Source organism: Streptomyces sp. NPDC057617 (assembly GCF_042800555.1).
GTDB lineage: Bacteria > Actinomycetota > Actinomycetes > Streptomycetales > Streptomycetaceae > Streptomyces.
Window position 1 is genome coordinate 305008 of the sequence record NZ_JBHVGV010000007.1, and the last position, 14444, is coordinate 319451.

The window sequence follows — 14444 nt, forward strand, 5'->3', positions numbered from 1 at the left end:
GCGCCCCCGTATTCCGGAAGGGCGTGAGCGCCGGGCCAACGAGAGGAACCCCTCCCGTGCCAGCCTCCCGCACCACCGCGCGCCGCCGTCTCGCCGCCGTCGCGACCGCACTGCCCCTGCTCACCGTCGCGCTCACCTCCTGCGGCTACGGTTCGGAGTCCGCCTCCGACAAGTCCTCCGAAGAGGCCGCCCCCGCCGCCTCGGGCAAGGCGCTCTCGGCCGACACGGTGAAGATCGGCTACTTCCCGAACCTGACCCACGCCACGGCTCTGGTCGGCATCCAGGAGGGCATCTTCCAGAAGGAGCTGGGCGGTACGAAGGTGGCGCCCTCGACCTTCAACGCCGGCCCCTCCGAGATCGAGGCCCTCAACGCGGGCAGCATCGACATCGGTTTCATCGGCCCCTCCCCCGCCATCAACGGCTACACCCAGACCGGCGGCAAGAGCCTCCGTATCATCGGCGGTTCGGCCTCCGGCGGCGTGAAGCTGGTGGTCAACCCGGCGAAGATCAAGACCCTGGACGACATCAAGGGCAAGAAGATAGCCACCCCGCAGCTCGGCAACACCCAGGACGTGGCGTTCCTCAACTGGATCTCCGAGAAGGGCTGGAAGGTCGACGCGCAGTCCGGCAAGGGCGATGTGTCGGTCGTCCGTACGGACAACAAGATCACCCCGGACGCCTACAAGGCGGGCTCCATCGACGGCGCGTGGGTGCCGGAGCCGACCGCGTCCAAGCTGGTCGCCGAAGGTGCCAAGGAACTGCTCAACGAGTCCGACCTGTGGCCGGACAAGAAGTTCGTGATCACGAACATCATCGTGTCGCAGAAGTTCCTCGCCGAGCACCCGGACGTGGTCGAGGCCGTGCTGCGCGGCTCGGTGAAGACCAACGAGTGGATCAACGCCAATGAGGCGCAGGCGAAGGCCTCCGCCAACGAGGCGCTGAAAACGCTCTCGGGGAAGGCGCTGCCGCCCGAGGTCCTCGACCCGGCGTGGGAGTCGATCCAGATCATCAACGACCCGCTGGCCGCCACGCTCCAGGCGGAGGCCGACCACGCGGTGAAGGCCGGTCTGCTGGAGAAGCCCGATCTGAACGGCATCTACGACCTGGGGCCGCTGAACAAGGTGCTCAAGGCCGCCGGTCAGCCCGAGGTCGCCGACGCCGGTCTCGGCGTCAAGTAACCACGTAGCCGCGATCGCGCGACCGCACACGGCTCCGTACCCGATCCTGACTCCGATCCCGCACCGTTCCCAGGAGGTGACGACCATGGTGACAACCCTCACCAAGGCCGCCGAGAGCACCCCGGCGGTGGACCACGCCGCCCGTATCGCGCATGTCTCGAAGTCCTTCGTGACGCCGGCCGGGCAGCAGCTCGTCCTCGACGACATCACGCTGGATGTCGCCCCCGGCGAGTTCGTCACCCTTCTGGGAGCGTCGGGGTGCGGGAAGTCCACCCTGCTCAATCTGGTCGCCGGGCTCGACCGTCCGTCCGCCGGGTCCATCGCGACACCCGGCGGGCGGCCGGCCCTGATGTTCCAGGAGCACGCGCTGTTCCCGTGGCTGACCGCCGGCAAGAACATCGAGCTGGCGTTGCGGCTGCGCGGGGTGCCCAAGCAGGAGCGGCGCGACGAGACGGAGCGGCTGCTCGGTCTGGTCCGCCTCGACGGCTCGTACGGCAAGCGGGTGCACGAGCTGTCCGGCGGGATGCGGCAGCGGGTGGCGCTGGCCAGGGCGCTCGCCCAGGACAGCCAACTGCTGCTGATGGACGAGCCGTTCGCGGCGCTCGACGCCATCACCCGGGATGTGCTGCACGATGAGCTGACCCGGATCTGGCGCGAGACGGAGCTGTCGGTGCTGTTCGTCACGCACAACGTACGGGAGGCGGTACGGCTCGCCGAGCGCGTCGTACTGATGTCGTCGCGGCCCGGCCGGGTGGCCCGTGAGTGGCGGGTGGACATCCCGCAGCCGCGCCGTATCGAGGACCCCGCGGTCGCGGAGCTGTCCGTCGAGATCACCGAAGAACTGCGTGGGGAGATCCGCCGCCATGGCCGGAACTGAGACGACGACATCGAAGGGCGCGGCACCCGACGGGAGCGCGGCCGGGCCCGCGCCCGAGGACACGGAGCCCGGGACCCCCGCACCGCACCACGATCTGGCGGGCCTGGAGGCCGGGCTCGACGCGCTGGACACCGTACAGACCCGGCGCACTCCGCTGCGCCAGACCCTGGTCCAGAAGGTCCTCCCGCCCTTCGTCGCCGTCGCGCTGGTGCTGGTGGTGTGGCAGGTCCTGGTCTGGGCGAAGATCACCGACGACTACAAGCTGCCGTCGCCGACGGCGGTGTGGGACGAGGTGGCCGACGCCTGGGCGCAGGGCACCCTGCTCGGCTATATCTGGACGAGTGTCTCGCGCGGTCTGCTGGGCTTCCTGCTGGCGCTGGCGATCGGCACGCCGCTCGGGCTGCTGGTCGCCCGGGTACGGTTCGTCCGCGCGGCCATCGGCCCGATCCTGTCCGGGCTCCAGTCGCTGCCCTCGGTGGCGTGGGTGCCGCCGGCGGTGATCTGGCTGGGGCTGAACGACTCGATGATGTACGCGGTGATCCTGCTCGGCGCGGTCCCCTCCATCGCCAACGGCCTGGTCTCCGGGGTCGATCAGGTGCCGCCGCTGTTCCTGCGGGCCGGGCGGACGCTCGGCGCGACCGGACTGCGGGGCACCTGGCACATCGTGATGCCCGCCGCGCTGCCCGGCTATCTGGCGGGGCTGAAGCAGGGCTGGGCGTTCTCCTGGCGCTCGCTGATGGCCGCGGAGATCATCGCGTCCTCGCCCGATCTGGGCGTGGGGCTGGGGCAGTTGCTGGAGAACGGCCGTACGGTCGGCAGCATGCCCATGGTGTTCCTCGCCATCATCCTCATCCTGATCGTCGGTATCGCGATCGATCTGCTGATCTTCAGCCCGCTGGAGCGGCGGGTGCTGCGCGGCCGCGGTCTCCTGGTGAAGAGCTGATCGCCGTGGTGAAGAGCTGATTCCCATGCGCCACCTGTCCGTTCAGCACGCCGGTCAGCGGTCCGTTCAGCGCTCCGTTCCGGGGCCGGTCCTGCTGGTCGTCGCACACGGCAGCCGTGATCCACGGCATGCCGCGACCGTGCACGCCCTGGCGGGGCGGCTGCGCGTACTGCGCCCGGGACTGCGGGTGGAGACGGGCTTTCTGGACTTCAACACCCCCGCTGTGCCAGGGCTGTTGGACCGGCTGGCGCTGGAGGGTGTACGGGAGGTGGTGGCCCTGCCGCTGCTGCTGACCCGCGCCTTCCACGCCAAGGCCGACATCCCGGCGATGCTGCGCGAGGCGCGGGCGCGCCATCCGTACCCGCTGATCCGGCAGGCCGAGGTGCTCGGCCCTTCACCGCTGCTCGTGGAGGCGCTGGAGCGGCGGCTGTACGAGGCGGGGCTCAGGGCCGCCGACCGGGCCTCGACCGGGGTGGTACTGGCCTCCGCGGGCTCCTCGGACCCCGAGGCGGCCGCGGTGATCGCGGAGATCGCGCGGGAGTGGCGGCATACCGGCGGCTGGCGCGCGGTGCGGCCCGCGTTCGCCTCCGCCGCCCTGCCGCGCACCGAGGACGCGGTACGGGCGCTGCGCGCCGAGGGCGTGCGCCGGATCGCGGTGGCGCCGTATGTGATCGCCCCCGGCTTCCTGCCCGACCGGATCGCGAACGGCGCACGTGAGGGCGGCGCGGATGTCCTGGCGCCGGTTCTGGGCGCGGCTCCGGAGCTGGCGCGGCTGCTGCTGCGCCGGTACGACGAACGGGTGGCGTCGGCGGGCCCTGTGCCGGTCTCGGCCTGAGGCACAGCCTGGGCCCGGGCTTGCGCGGCTGGTGGGCCTGCTGGGTTGGTGGGCCTGCTGGGCCTCAGCCGAAGGGGGTGCCCTGGTGGAAGTAGAGCAGCCAGCCCTTCTCCGTCCGCCGCCACAGTGAACTGCGGTGCGCCCGCCGCCCGTTGGAGTCCGTGTCGAAGGTCAGCAGCACCACATCGGGGCCGAGCTGGACACCCCGCATCTTGGAGGTGGTGATCGGCCGCGGCCCGGCCGCGCCCTTCGCGGTCAGCTCGGCGACGATCGAGGCGCGGTCCCATTCCCGGCCGGACGAGCCGAATTCCCTGAAGTCCGGGTGGAGCAGCTCCGCGAACAGCGTGGCGGAGGAGCGCACCGCCGGGTCGAGCAGGCGCAGCTCCGCCTCGATGGCCGCGGAGATCGCGGACGTACGGTGGTCAGCCACGGGTCAGCTCCACCAGCTTGACGACGGTGTTCCAGTTGCGGCTGGTGGCGGTGATGCCCTTGAACAGGCCCGGTCTGGCCAGCGCTTCGGCGAGCTTGGAGCGGCCGACCCCGTTCGGCGCGTACAGATAGAGCACCCGGTCGCCCAGCCGGAACTCCTCGGGGAGGTACGCGGCCGGGTCGAGGGAGGCGAGGCGCTCGGGGTCCACCGGCTCGGAGAAGTAGGTGGCGTGGAGCTGCCTGCCCTCCAGGGTGGCGGCGGGGAAGGGGCATTCCTCGGCCACGGCCCGCAGATAGGCGGCGCCTCGTACGAGACAGTCGACGCGGAACCCGAAGTGCTCCTCGATGGCCTGCTCCAGACCGGCGGCGAGAGCGCTCTCATCGGCGGAGTCGCCGGAGCCTGTGGAGTCGCGAGAGCCTGTGGAGTCGCCGACGCCGGTGGAGTCCGTGGTGAAGACCGCGTTGCCGCTCTGGAGGTAGGTGCGGACATCGCGGTGGCCGAGTCCGGAGATCACCTCGCGCAGCTCGGCCATCGGGACCCGTTTGTGGCCGCTGACATTGATTCCGCGCAGGAGTGCCGCGTACGTCGTCGTCATGAGCACACGATAGGAGATCCCGGCGACGGGACGGCCGCCGCGCCCCGTGGGGGAGGGCGCGACGGCCGCCTGCGCGAACTGGCTTGCTATGGGCCGTACTGCTGCTCGGCTGCTACTCGACGATCTTGAGCAGCTTGTTCGCGGTGTCCGGCGACGCGTTGCTGATCGCGCCGGGGGTGGCACCGTCGGTCAGGGCCGTGGCGACCTGGTCGGGGGTGGCGTCCGGGTGGGCGCCGAGGTAGAGGGCGGCCGCGCCGACGACATGGGGTGTCGCCATCGAGGTGCCGGAGATGGTGCTGGTGGCGGTGTCGCTGTTGTTCCAGTCCGAGGTGATGCTGGACCCCGGCGCGTAGAGGTCCACGATCGGGCCGAAGTTGGAGAAGTACGACTGCGTGTCGTCCACGGCGGACGAGGCGACCGTGATGGCCTCCTCGACCCGCGCCGGAGAGATCTGGCTCGCGTCGAAGGAGTTGTTGCCGGCCGCGACACCGAAGGTGACCCCGGTGGCGATGGCGTTCCGTACGGCTTCGTCGAGGGCCGGGTCGGCGCCGCCGCCGAGGCTCATATTGGCGACGGACGGGCCCTGGTGGTTCGCGGCGACCCAGTCGATCCCGGCGATGACCTGCTCCGTGGTGCCGAAGCCGCTGTCGTCGAGAACCCGTACGGAGACGATCTTCGCCTTCTTGGCGACACCGTGCGCGGCACCGGCGATGGTCCCGGCGACATGTGTGCCGTGTCCGTAGCCGTCGTCGGCGGAGTCGTCACCGTCGATGGCGTCGTAGCCGTAGCTGGCACGGCCCTCGAAGTCGGCGTGGGTGATCCGGACACCGGTGTCGATGACATACACCGTGACACCCTCACCGGCGCTGTCCGGATAGGTGTACGCGTTGTCCCCGGTGGTGGCGGTCTGGTCGACCCGGTCCAGGCCCCACGAGGGCGGGTTGTCCTGGGTGGCGTTGATGGTGAAGGTCTTGTTCCGGACGACCTTGGCGACGGCCGGGTCGGCCGCGAGCCGCCTGGCCTCCGTCTCGGTGAGACCACTGGCCGAGAAGCCGTGGAGGGCCGTGCCGTAGTTCCGCTTGAGCACACCTCCGTACTCCTTGGCCAGTTCCTGCTTCGCGCTCTTGCTGTCGGCGGCCTTGGCGCCGGCCCGGAGACCGGCCTGCTGACCGGCCTGCGCACCGGTCTTGAGCAGCACGATGTAGCTGCCGGGCACCGCGCCCTCGGCGTCGTTTCCGTACACCACGCCCTGTGCCGGAGCCGCGCCCGCTGTGGGGGAGGTGAGCGCGGTGATTCCGGCCGCCGCGGCGAGTGCGGTGAGGGCGGCGGTGAGTTTGATCCTGCTCGCACGCTGTTGAGTTGCCATGAAGAGGGAGCTCCTCGTCATCTTCTGTGGGGGGACGCCCGGCGGACGGAAGTCTCCGGCGGACTGGCTCGAAACCCTGACCGATTGACGAGTCCAGATCAAGAGTCCGTGGTGGCGGTGACCTGGTAAACCTCAATCCCCATAAGGAATCGGCCAGTCCGGAAAGCGCCGGGCTCGCCCGTTAACCTCCGCCTGTGACACGGGGCTTCGCTCCCTCATGCCGGAGATATGACCGACACCGGGAGGAACGGGCCCCTCTCCCCGCACACCGGCAACGACAGCGAATTGGCCCGATCTCGGCCCCACCTTCCACGGACGACGGCACTGCGGGCCGCCGCTCCCGTTCGGTACGGGCACTCGGGCGCGTCAGGGTGCCAGGGCCGAGTTGGACGGGAGTTAGCAGACTGGATGTGTCAGACACGGCCCGGGGCCGGAAGCGCCGATTCGATCAGGTCGGCCGCCCTTGGCGTGCCGCCCTCTGCCGCCATCTCGCGCTTGATCCCGGCGAGCCTCTTGGCCACCTCCGGATCGGAGGCCACCGCCAGAACCGCCTCCCGCAGCGCCTCCGGTGTCGCCTCTTCCGTGTCGAGGCGCCGGGCCACACCCAGCGAGACCAGCATGTCGGCGTTGCCGAACTGGTCGACCGCCTGCGGTACTGCGACCATCGGCGTGCCCGTCGCGAGGCCCTCCTGGCTGCCGCCCGCACCCGCGTGGGTGATGAAGGCGTCGGCCTGCCGGAGTACGGCGAGCTGCGGCACCCAGTGACGCACCGCGATGTTGTCCGGCACTTCGCCCAGTGCGGATGCGTCCACGTGAGGCCCGACCTGGAGCACCACGTACCAGCCGGGCAGACCGCTGAAGGCCTCTGCACACGCCCGGTAGAACGCGGGCTGTTTGGTGAAGGCCGAGCCGAGCGAGACCAGCAGGACCTTCTCCGCCCCGGCCGGACGCTCCCACTCGCCCTGATCCGCGCGGTCACCCTGGCAGGCGCCGACAAAGGTGTACACGGACTCGTCCACACGGTCGGCGTGCGGCTGCAGCACCTTGGGGATCAGCACCAGGGAGCGGCCGGGCCTGGCGACCAGCCGGTCCTGGTCGGTGTGGTCCATGTGCTGCTCCTCCAGCCAGTCCGCGAAGCGCGCGCGGTAGGCACGGCCACGCTCGGAAGCCCGCAGCTCCGCGAGCATCGGCTCGCCGACCTCCTCCTCGTACCCCTCCCAGGCGACCAGATTCGGCGAGAGCTGGATGTACGGGACACCCCAGCGGTGCGCGAGGACCGGGGCCGGATAGGACGTGATGTCGCTGAGGACCAGATCGGGCAGGTCGTCCTCGAACGCGGCGGCGAGCTGCGGCAGCGCCTGGATCGCGTCATCGAGGAACGGTTCGAGATTGTCGACCAGTTCCGTGCCCCAGGCTTCCGGGTCGTCGTCGGGCCCCGGCAGTACGGATGTGTAGATCACCGGCTCGGCGCCGGTCGCCGCGACCTTTTCTGCGAAGAGGGCGGGGATCGCGTAACTGACCCGGTGGCCTCGGGCGACCAGCTCCCGGATGACGTCGAGGCTCGGATTCACATGCCCATGGGCGGCGATGGAGAACATGGCGATATGGGCGGGGCGGGATAAGGTCATGCCCTCACCGTAAAAACGACGAGACGTCTCGTGCAATCCGATATTCGCCCCGGACGGCCGACCGGCCTGCCCGTCAGCGCTGGTAGCGGGCCAGCACCCGGTTGCCGTCCTCGACGAGGCGCTTCTCCAGTTCGGCACGGCCGATCGCGCCGCTGTAGTACTCCTGGAGCGCCGGGGTCGCCACCTTGTCCTTCCACTCGGGATAGCCGCGCACCGACTGCGCCGGGGCCGGCCGCAGCTCCCGCGCGAGTGCCGCCCCCGTCGCCCAGCCGTCGCGCGCCACCCGCAGGGACGGGTCCTTGAGGGCCTCCGTACCGGTCGGCAGCATCCAGTCACCGTGCGCGAGTCGCACCATGTTCGGCGGCCGGAGCAGGAAGTCGACGAACCGCGCGGCCTCCTTCTTGTACGGGCTGTCCTCCGCGATCGAGAGGGTCTGCGGGCTCACCCCCTGGGCCAGGCCGTCCGCCCCGCCGGCCGGGGCGGGCAGTACGGTCCACTCGAACCCCTCCGGCGCCTGCTGGATGATCTGCTGGCGGTACGAGAAGCCCAGCGGGACCATCGCGTACTTGCCGCCGAACAGACCGGGCAGGGTGTCGGAGCCGCCCATCCCCAGAGTCGCCCCGGACGCGCTGCCGTCCGTGTTGACCTGGTCGTGGATGGTGCCGGGCACCACCGCGTCCCCCTCGGTGAAGCGGATCGTCACCTTGCCGTCCGCGTCCCGGTGGAAGAGCCGCCCGCCCGCCGAGAGCCCCAGATTGAGGGTGGCGGAGACGGGGTCCTTCAGCGGCCAGGCGACGGCGTACTTCCCGGGCCCCATCCGCTCGGTCAGTTCGGCGCTGATCCGCCGGAACTCGGGCCAGGTCCAGGGGGCTTCGGGGGTCGGGATCCGGACACCGGATCCTTCGAGGAGCTTCTTGTTCGCGATCAGGACCCGTGGCTCCTGGAGGAACGGCACCCCGTACACACCGCCGCCGAAGGTGGCCGTGTCCCAGCTCCGCCGCGGGATGTCCCGCTTGAGGCGCTCGGGCAGCAGGGGGCCGAGATCGGCGAGATAGCCGCCGTACGCGAAGTCGGCGAGGTCGTCGGAGGCGTCATGGATGATGTCCGGTGCCTCGTCGCCCTCGAAGGAGGTGAGGAGCTGGTCATGGACGCTGCCCCAGCTTCCCTGGACGTACTCGACCCGGATGTCCGGATGGGCCGCGTTCCACTCGTCGACCAGTTCCTTGTTGGCGCGGACCGACTCGTCCTGCCAGGCCAGGGACTGGAAGCGCAGGGTGATCCGGCCGCCGCGCGCCGCTCCGTCCGTATCACCGTCCCCTGAGCAGCCACCGAGCAGCAGGGCGAGTACGGCCGCCGCTGCCGAGGCCTTCCGTGTGCGGGACGTGCGGGACCTCCCGTTCATCCGGGACCACCCGTTCATGCGGGACCCCCCGTTCATGCGGGACCACCTGTCCGAAAGCCTCATCAGCTCTTCACCGCCCCGGCGAGCATCCCGCCCGTGATCCGCCGCTGGATGAGCGCGAAGACGAGGAGCGAGGGCAGCGTCGCCAGGAACGCGGCGGCGGCGAGCGGCCCCAGATCCGCGACGCCCTCCGCGCCGAGGAAGTGGGTGAGGACGACCGGCAGGGTCTGTTTCTCCGGGGACTTGAGCAGGACGAGTGCGAAGAAGAACTCGTTCCAGGCGGTGATGAAGGCGAAGAGCGCCGTGGCGACGATGCCGGGGGCCAGCAGCGGCGCGGTGACCGAGACGAGCGTACGGATCCGGCCCGCGCCGTCCACGGCCGCCGCCTCCTCCAGCTCGGCCGGCAGCGCCCGGACATAGCCGCTCAGCATCCAGAGCGCGAACGGCAGTGCCCACACCACGTACACCGCGACCAGCCCGGCCAGGGAGTTGATGAGATGGAGGTTCTTGAGGACCAGGAAGAGCGGGATGATCACCAGGACGAACGGGAACGCCTGGCTGATCACCACCCAGCCGGTCGCCGCCGCCGCGAGTCTGCCGCGCGTGCGGGCCATCACATAGGCCATCGGGGTCGCGATGAGGACGGCGATCAGGGCGGCGGCGAGGGCGGCGGTCAGGCTGTTGCCCGCGGCCCTCAGCAGTGGCTGTTCGTCGAAGGCCTGCCGGAAGTTGTCGAGGGTCGGCTGCCGCGGGATCCAGGTGGGGTGGAGACTGCCCAGCTCCCTGGCGGGTTTGAAGGCGGTGGAGAGCAGCCAGAGGAACGGCACCGCGAGAAAGACGAGATAGCAGAGCAGCGCGAGATACTGTCCGGCGCGCGCGGACCCGCTGGTACGAAGGCTCATCGCCCTTCCTCCCCCTGCCTGAGCCGTCCGACGAGCTGGAGCGAGAGCAGCACCGCGATCACGGCCACCATGACGCATCCCATCGCCGCGGCGTAGCCGAACTGGCCGTAGCGGAAGGCCTCTTCGTACGCGAACAGCATGGGCAGCCGGGTGTGGCCCCCGGGGCCGCCGTTGGTCAGGACATAGACCAGGGCGAAGGCGTTGAAGCTCCAGATGAAATTGAGCGCCGTGATGGCCAGGGCGACCGGCCGGAGCGCGGGCCAGGTGACCGTACGGAACCGGCGCCAGGCGCCCGCGCCGTCGAGCGCCGCGGCCTCGTGCAGCTCCTGCGCGGTGTTCTGGAGGCCGGCCAGCAGGGCGACGGTCGTCTGCGGCATGCCGGCCCAGATACCGACGACGATCACCGCGGGCAGGGCGGTGGCCAGTCCGCTCAGCCAGTCCCGGCCTTCGCCGAGGCCCAGATCGCGGAGGGTCTCGTTGAGGACTCCGGCGTCGGGGCTGTAGACCAGCCGCCACATGATGCCGACGACGACTTCGGGCATCGCCCAGGGGATGATCGCGAGGGCGCGGGCGAGCCAGCGGAAGCGCAGGTTCTGGTTGAGCAGCAGGGCCAGACCGAGGGCGAGGACGAACTGCGGGACGGTCACGCCGACCGCCCAGAGCAGGCCGATCCCGAACGAGTCCCAGAAGAGGGTGTCGTGCGCCAGGTCCCGGAAGTTGAGCGCGCCGATCCACTCGGTGGGTTCGGTACGGCCGGACTGCGCGTCGGTGAAGGCGAGCGCGATCCCGTACAGCAGGGGGCCGACGCTCAGCACCAGGATCGGGATCAGCGCGGGCAGCACCAGGAACCAGGCGCCATGGCCGAGAGGTCTGCCGGGCCTGCCGCTCCCTGACCGGCCGTTTCGGGACCGCTCCTTGCCGGATCTCTCCACCGCGGTCGCCGATGTCACCAATTCGACTCCTTCGAGCGGCTTATGAGCCTGATGACGTTCCGGCCGTCCCGGCGGCCCTCGTCATCGTCTTGACCGGGGCCCGGCCCGTCAAGACGACCTGCGCGGATGCGAGACTTGCACGGACAGATCGGCCGGAAGTATGAGCGAGCGGGCGGACGATGGACGAGGCACGGGCGCGGGAGATCCTGGCCGCGGCGGGGCTCGCGCGGGGCGCGGAGCTGCTGTCCCTCGGCGAGAACGCGGTGTTCGGGACCGGTGAGCTGATCGTCAAGGTCGGGCGGAACGCCGAGGACCACCCGGAGCTGCTGGACCGCGCGCGGCGCGAAACCACCGTCGCGGCCTGGCTCGCCGAGTGCGGTGTCCCTGCCGTACGGGCGGCGGAGCCGGAGCCCCGGTCGGTGGACGGCCATCCGGTGACCCTCTGGCACCGGCTGCCCGATGCCGTACGGTCCGCCGGCCCCGCCGATCTGGCGGCCCTGCTCCGGCTGGTCCACGCCCTGCCCGCGCCCGTCTTCGCCCTCCCCCACCGGGAGCTGCTGGGCGGTGTCGAACGCTGGCTGCGGATCGCGGGCGAGGCGATCGACCCGGCCGACGCGGAGTATCTGCGCAGCCGCCGGGACGGCTTCGCCGAGGCGGCGGCCACACTCACCCCGCACCTGCCGCCCGGACCGGTCCATGGCGACGCGCTGCCGCGCAATGTCCATGTCGGTCCCGACGGGCCGGTCCTGATGGACCTGGAGACGTTCTCGCTGGACTTCCGCGAGCACGATCTGGTGGTGATGGCCCTCACCCGCGACCGGTACGGTCTGCCGGCCGAGGAGTACGACACCTTCACCGAGACCTACGGCTGGGACGTACGCGCCTGGCCGGGCTGCCCGGTCCTGCGCGGCGCCCGCGAAACGGCGAGCTGCGCCTGGGTGGCCCAGCACGCCCCGACCAACCCGCGGGCCCTGACCGAGTTCCGCCGCAGGGTCGCCTCGCTGCGCGACAACGACCCCGAGGTCCGCTGGCACACGTTCTGACGGCTCTGACGGCCCTGACGGGCCGCCACCGGCCCCTCAGGACCCCGCCGGCACCAACTCACGCAGCGGCCACGCCGCGTCCACCACCGTCTCCTCGTTGCCCTTCTTCCGCAGGAAGCGCTGGAAGTCCTCCGCCCATTCGGCGTACCACTGGATCTGACGCTCATGCAGCTCCGCCGGGGTCAGACCGGCCACCGAGGCGTGCCGGGCGGCTATCGCCAGGGCCACCCGGACCGCCGCCAGGGCGTCCGCGTACGCCTCGTGCGCCGCGTCCAGCACCACGCCGTACTCCGCGCAGACCGCCTCCAGATTGCGCTTGCCGCGCCGGTAGCGGTCGACGGCGCGGTCGATCGTGTACGGGTCGATCACCGGGCCGGCCGTCCCGATGGACTCCAGCCCGTACCGGCGCAGTTCGGCGGAGAGCAGCGTCAGATCGAACGGCGCGTTGTACGCCACCACCGGCACCCCGCGCGCCCAGTACTCCCCCAGCTCCGCCGCGATCTCCCCCGCCACCTCGGCCGGCGGACGCCCCTCCGCCGCCGCCCGTTCGCTGCTGATGCCGTGAACCGCCGACGCCTGTGCGGGGATACGGATGCCAGGGTCGGCGAGCCACGTCCGCTGCCGTATCACCTCGCCGCCCCGGACCTCGACCACCGCCGCGGTCACGATCCGCGCCTCCAGCGGCTCCGTACCGGTCGTCTCCAGGTCGAAACCGACCAGCGTTTCCCCATACCAAGGCATCATGCCCCTCCCTCATGGTGCGGTGGCGCTTCCCCCGTTCCGGAGCCCCCCGTCGTTCATTCACCCTGCCACGCGCCACTGACAACGCAGGGAACAGCCGGGGGGACAGAGCCACGGACGGCGGCTCAGGAGACCGGACGGGAGTCCGTCCAGACCGATTCGAACTCCTCGCGATACGTCTGGAAGAGACCGTGTTCCGTCTCCTTGTCCGAGCGCACGACCTCGCGCCCGGCGCCCCGCAGCACCAGTACCGGCGACTCCATCCCGCGCGCCCGCCGCAGATACGGCTGCACCACCGCGAGCCCGTCGGCGCCGTCGCCGTCGACCAGATACGCCGTGAACCGCGGGGTCTCGTCGAAGACATGGATCTCGAACGCGCCCGGGTCACGGAGCTTGGACCGTACCCGGCGCATATGAAGGATGTTCATCTCCACCGAACGGCTCAGCTCGCCCTTCTTGAGCCCCAGCTCCCGCTCGCGCCGTTTGACCGCGCTGCTCGCCGGGTTGAGGAACACCAGCCGTATCCGGCAGCCCGATTCGGCGAGCCGGATCAGCCGCCGCCCCGAGAAGTTCTGCACGAGAAGGTTCAGCCCGATGCCGATGGCGTCGACACGCCGGGCGCCGCCGAAGAGATCCTCGGCCGGGATCTGCCGTTGCAGTCTGACCCGGTCGGGATGGACGGAGACCACATCGGCGTACCGGTCGCCGACCAGATCCTCCATCGCGTCGACCCGCAGCCGCGCCGCCGACGGCACCCCGCTTCCGCCGCCCAGGATCTCCAGCAGCCGGGCCGAGGCGCGCTCCGCCTGGGCGAGGACGGTCTCGGAGAGCGCGCGGTTGCGCGACACGACGTTCCGCGCGACCTCCAGCTCGTCCAGCGCCAGCTCCACATCGCGCCGGTCGTCGAAGTACGGCTCGAAGCCGGGCCAGTGCTGGACCATCAGCTCCCGGAGCTGAGGCAGCGTGAGGAAGCTCAGGACATTGTCGTCGGCCGGATCGAGCAGATAGCCCTTGCGCCGGGACACCTCCCGTACCGCCACGGCGCGCTGCACCCACTCCTGCCCGGCTGGCCCGGCGGCGGCGACCACCCACTCCTCGCCGTGGACGGGTTCGTAGATGGGCCGCAGCACCGCGGCGACGACCGCGCGCAGCCGCTGCTCCACCAGATTCAGCCAGATATAGGCACGTCCGGCCCGTTGCGCACGCGTACGGACTTCACTCCAGGCGTCCGCGCCCCAGTCCAGTTCCGCCCCGATCTCCATCGGTCGCGCCAGGGAGACCGCTCCAGGCGGGATGTCGCCGGAGTCCCCCGCGTGACCTGCGTCACCAGGGGGCAGCTCCAGCCCTCCCGAGCTCACCCGCGCACCGCCTTTTCTTCCCCTTCAACGATCAAGGAAGGGTACTCCGAGGACCGGAGGCGGTGCAGCCCGATGCACAGGCTCCTTTCTCAACTCCCTTATTCGTGCGGCTCGTTCTCAGCGCCGGCTTGTGCCGGAGTGAGCTGATTCACCATGGTTGCGCCCGTTCCGCGCCCGAGTCCGCTGGGGCGCGACGGCGCCCGAGGGACCGCTG

Annotated in this window: 14 protein-coding genes; 5 read left to right on the forward strand and 9 right to left on the reverse strand. The window is 70.7% G+C overall.

From position 1 onward, the window contains the following. The first annotated feature begins 56 nt into the window (after positions 1–56). The 4 genes from ACFU9P_RS19775 to ACFU9P_RS19790 all read left to right on the forward strand — a co-directional run bounded on the left by ACFU9P_RS19775 (position 57) and on the right by ACFU9P_RS19790 (position 3833). A complete protein-coding gene (locus tag ACFU9P_RS19775) occupies positions 57–1178 on the forward strand; it encodes an aliphatic sulfonate ABC transporter substrate-binding protein (RefSeq protein ID WP_376383447.1) in 1122 nt (373 codons plus the stop codon). An 85-nt stretch (positions 1179–1263) separates the two neighbouring features. Further along, a complete protein-coding gene (locus ACFU9P_RS19780) occupies positions 1264–2055 on the forward strand; it encodes an ABC transporter ATP-binding protein (RefSeq protein ID WP_376383449.1) in 792 nt (263 codons plus the stop codon). Further along, on the forward strand, positions 2042–2998 hold the full coding sequence (locus tag ACFU9P_RS19785; protein WP_376383451.1) for an ABC transporter permease: 957 nt from the start codon (positions 2042–2044) through the stop codon (positions 2996–2998). Before ACFU9P_RS19780 ends, ACFU9P_RS19785 begins: the two co-directional genes overlap by 14 nt. Before the next feature lie 25 nt (positions 2999–3023). Further along, positions 3024–3833, forward strand: coding sequence for a sirohydrochlorin chelatase (locus ACFU9P_RS19790; RefSeq protein ID WP_384082432.1), 810 nt, complete (start codon positions 3024–3026; stop codon positions 3831–3833). Between the two features lie 64 nt (positions 3834–3897). On the opposite strand, the gene ACFU9P_RS19795 is transcribed toward ACFU9P_RS19790, so the two are convergent. The 7 genes from ACFU9P_RS19795 to ACFU9P_RS19825 all read right to left on the reverse strand — a co-directional run bounded on the left by ACFU9P_RS19795 (position 3898) and on the right by ACFU9P_RS19825 (position 11106). Continuing rightward, a complete protein-coding gene (locus tag ACFU9P_RS19795; RefSeq protein ID WP_376383455.1) occupies positions 3898–4263 on the reverse strand; it encodes a DUF4440 domain-containing protein in 366 nt (121 codons plus the stop codon). Next, a complete protein-coding gene (locus ACFU9P_RS19800; RefSeq protein WP_384082435.1) occupies positions 4256–4858 on the reverse strand; it encodes a DUF1697 domain-containing protein in 603 nt (200 codons plus the stop codon). Before ACFU9P_RS19800 ends, ACFU9P_RS19795 begins: the two co-directional genes overlap by 8 nt. Before the next feature lie 112 nt (positions 4859–4970). Continuing rightward, on the reverse strand, positions 4971–6224 hold the full coding sequence (locus ACFU9P_RS19805) for a S8 family peptidase (RefSeq protein ID WP_384082438.1): 1254 nt from the start codon (positions 6222–6224) through the stop codon (positions 4971–4973). Positions 6225–6637: 413 nt separating this feature from the next. Then, positions 6638–7852, reverse strand: coding sequence for a macrolide-inactivating glycosyltransferase (gene mgt, locus ACFU9P_RS19810; protein WP_384082441.1), 1215 nt, complete (start codon positions 7850–7852; stop codon positions 6638–6640). A gap of 73 nt (positions 7853–7925) precedes the next feature. Next, complete coding sequence (locus ACFU9P_RS19815; protein WP_384082444.1) at positions 7926–9254, reverse strand: ABC transporter substrate-binding protein; 1329 nt, start codon at positions 9252–9254, stop codon at positions 7926–7928. A gap of 62 nt (positions 9255–9316) precedes the next feature. Further along, positions 9317–10156, reverse strand: coding sequence for a carbohydrate ABC transporter permease (locus ACFU9P_RS19820; RefSeq protein WP_376383465.1), 840 nt, complete (start codon positions 10154–10156; stop codon positions 9317–9319). Continuing rightward, positions 10153–11106 carry a carbohydrate ABC transporter permease gene (locus ACFU9P_RS19825; protein ID WP_384082448.1) on the reverse strand — a complete coding sequence of 318 codons (954 nt, stop codon included), beginning with the start codon at positions 11104–11106 and terminating at the stop codon, positions 10153–10155. The genes ACFU9P_RS19820 and ACFU9P_RS19825 overlap by 4 nt, the downstream gene beginning before the upstream one ends. A gap of 161 nt (positions 11107–11267) precedes the next feature. Here ACFU9P_RS19825 and ACFU9P_RS19830 point away from each other — a divergent pair, with 161 nt between their 5' ends. Continuing rightward, on the forward strand, positions 11268–12131 hold the full coding sequence (locus tag ACFU9P_RS19830) for an aminoglycoside phosphotransferase family protein (RefSeq protein WP_384082451.1): 864 nt from the start codon (positions 11268–11270) through the stop codon (positions 12129–12131). Positions 12132–12167: 36 nt separating this feature from the next. Here ACFU9P_RS19830 and ACFU9P_RS19835 read toward each other — a convergent pair whose 3' ends face one another. Together ACFU9P_RS19835 and ACFU9P_RS19840 are read right to left on the reverse strand one after the other, a co-directional pair. Next, positions 12168–12872 carry a 3'-5' exonuclease gene (locus ACFU9P_RS19835; protein WP_384082713.1) on the reverse strand — a complete coding sequence of 235 codons (705 nt, stop codon included), beginning with the start codon at positions 12870–12872 and terminating at the stop codon, positions 12168–12170. A 125-nt stretch (positions 12873–12997) separates the two neighbouring features. Further along, positions 12998–14230, reverse strand: coding sequence for an SAV2148 family HEPN domain-containing protein (locus ACFU9P_RS19840; RefSeq protein ID WP_384082454.1), 1233 nt, complete (start codon positions 14228–14230; stop codon positions 12998–13000). Positions 14231–14444 lie beyond the last annotated feature (214 nt).

Excerpts from the sequence above, each read along its gene's own strand:
- ACFU9P_RS19790 (WP_384082432.1), top strand. The coding sequence starts at position 3,024 with ATGCGCCACCTGTCCGTTCAGCACGCCGGTCAGCGGTCCGTTCAGCGC.
- ACFU9P_RS19805 (WP_384082438.1), bottom strand. The coding sequence starts at position 6,224 with ATGGCAACTCAACAGCGTGCGAGCAGGATCAAACTCACCGCCGCCCTC.
- ACFU9P_RS19800 (WP_384082435.1), bottom strand. The coding sequence starts at position 4,858 with ATGACGACGACGTACGCGGCACTCCTGCGCGGAATCAATGTCAGCGGC.
- ACFU9P_RS19835 (WP_384082713.1), bottom strand. The coding sequence starts at position 12,872 with ATGCCTTGGTATGGGGAAACGCTGGTCGGTTTCGACCTGGAGACGACC.
- ACFU9P_RS19785 (WP_376383451.1), top strand. The coding sequence starts at position 2,042 with ATGGCCGGAACTGAGACGACGACATCGAAGGGCGCGGCACCCGACGGG.
- ACFU9P_RS19830 (WP_384082451.1), top strand. The coding sequence starts at position 11,268 with ATGGACGAGGCACGGGCGCGGGAGATCCTGGCCGCGGCGGGGCTCGCG.
- ACFU9P_RS19820 (WP_376383465.1), bottom strand. The coding sequence starts at position 10,156 with ATGAGCCTTCGTACCAGCGGGTCCGCGCGCGCCGGACAGTATCTCGCG.
- ACFU9P_RS19815 (WP_384082444.1), bottom strand. The coding sequence starts at position 9,254 with ATGAACGGGAGGTCCCGCACGTCCCGCACACGGAAGGCCTCGGCAGCG.
- mgt (WP_384082441.1), bottom strand. The coding sequence starts at position 7,852 with ATGACCTTATCCCGCCCCGCCCATATCGCCATGTTCTCCATCGCCGCC.
- ACFU9P_RS19780 (WP_376383449.1), top strand. The coding sequence starts at position 1,264 with ATGGTGACAACCCTCACCAAGGCCGCCGAGAGCACCCCGGCGGTGGAC.